The sequence below is a fragment of the Mesorhizobium sp. Root552 genome, from assembly GCF_001427285.1.
Lineage (GTDB): Bacteria > Pseudomonadota > Alphaproteobacteria > Rhizobiales > Rhizobiaceae > Mesorhizobium.
The window spans coordinates 1-1,490 of record NZ_LMFV01000057.1 but is presented as its reverse complement, the minus strand read 5'-3'; the positions used below and the strand labels follow the sequence as shown (position 1 = coordinate 1,490).

Genomic DNA, 1,490 nt, shown 5'->3' with positions numbered 1-1,490 from the left:
AGCGCCAGATCAAAAGCGACGATGTCCTGGCGATACTAGCCCAACTGTTCACCAGGCATGGTCCGCCAGAGCATATCCGGTCCGACAATGGCAGCGAATTTACCGCCACGGCCGTTCGCGAATGGCTTGGCCGCATCGGTGTGAAGACACTCTACATCGAACCCGGCTCGCCCTGGGAAAACGGATACTGCGAGAGCTTCAATGGCAAGCTGCGCGATGAACTGCTCAACGGTGAAATCTTCTACACGCTGAAGGAGGCACAGATCGTGATCGAGAACTGGCGTCGGCACTACAACACTGTCAGGCCGCACAGCTCGCTCGGCTATCTCCCGCCAGCTCCGGAAAGCATCTTGCCCCGCGCCGCTACCTACAATGATCTACGCTCCGCCCCGGTCAGCCAATCTCGGCGACCATAACCGCCGGAACTCTAACTTATCCGGTGGACCTCCCTAATGGGGCAGGCCAGTGCGAGACATACATTGGAAGGGCCGACCCGCGAAGCACCATGATGCGGCGACCGATGTCGACCGCGTAGACGACCATGCTCCCGGCAAAGGACTTCCCGCACTTCAAAGGCGCTTGCAAATCTCGCTATTAGACGACGGTCTTACAAGCTGTCGTAGCCAGCCACATAGACGTCCTCGACCTTCAAGGTCTTCATGAAGCTCCCGGCCTGCGCATCGTGGTAGGGGTTGCCGATCGCGCTCATGGAGCCGCGCAGTCCCGCCGCATCGAGCGCTCTTCGTTATGTTTCGGACGCGTATTGGCACCCACGGTCGGTGTGATGAATGCAACTCGGCGGCGGCCTCCTGCTTGTCAGAGCGGAGCGCAAGGCTGCAAGTGCCAACGGCGTGTCGAGCCGTCGGGACGAGGCGTAGCCGACGACCTTGCGGCTGCAGGCATCGAGAATGACGGCGAGGTAGCAGAAGCCGGTAGCAATTCGGGTGTATGTGAAATCGGCGACCCAGACCATGTTGGGCCGATCCAGGATCATATTGCGGTAGAGGTTCGGATAGATCGGGGAATCGTGGCTGCTGTAGGTCGTACGCACATAGCGCTTGCGCGGTTTGGTTCCCAAGTTTGCCGCCCCTATCACACGGGCTACGCGCTTATGATTGACTAGGTGCCCGCGGCGGCCAAGCTCGTGGGTCACCTGGCGATAGACGTAGCAGAGCAGTTCGTCCTGGATATCCTCGATGAGGGTGACGAGTTCCGCGTCCAAAAGTTTGGTCGTTTTGATCGGGGCGCGATAGACGGTGCTTCTCGGCAGATCGATCATTTCACCCCCTCGTCTGGTGGAACAGGCTGCGGCCTGGTGACGATGAAGGATCTCTCGCTGTCGCCGGCGGTCGTCTGACGCGGCGTTTTTTGGCAAGGTCCAGTTCCATCGTGTGTGCGCGGCGGTGACAAAGTAGGCCACAGGAGCGCCGGCGTAATGCTGGTGCGGGCGGCGTAAAAACCGTCCAGTGGCTAGGCTGGTCCCTTTGGGG

The 1,490-nt window shown here is 60.0% G+C and carries 2 protein-coding genes; one reads left to right on the top strand and one right to left on the bottom strand.

Annotation, left to right across the window (positions count from 1 at the left end; translation table 11 throughout):
* The coding region (locus tag ASD50_RS19170; RefSeq protein WP_244484583.1) for an integrase core domain-containing protein at positions 1-416 on the top strand (416 nt) is incomplete at its 5' end.
* Positions 417-745: 329 nt separating this feature from the next.
* Here ASD50_RS19170 and ASD50_RS19165 read toward each other — a convergent pair.
* Positions 746-1,490, bottom strand: a 745-nt coding sequence (locus tag ASD50_RS19165; RefSeq protein ID WP_210168939.1) for an IS3 family transposase, incomplete at its 5' end; no start/stop codon positions are given.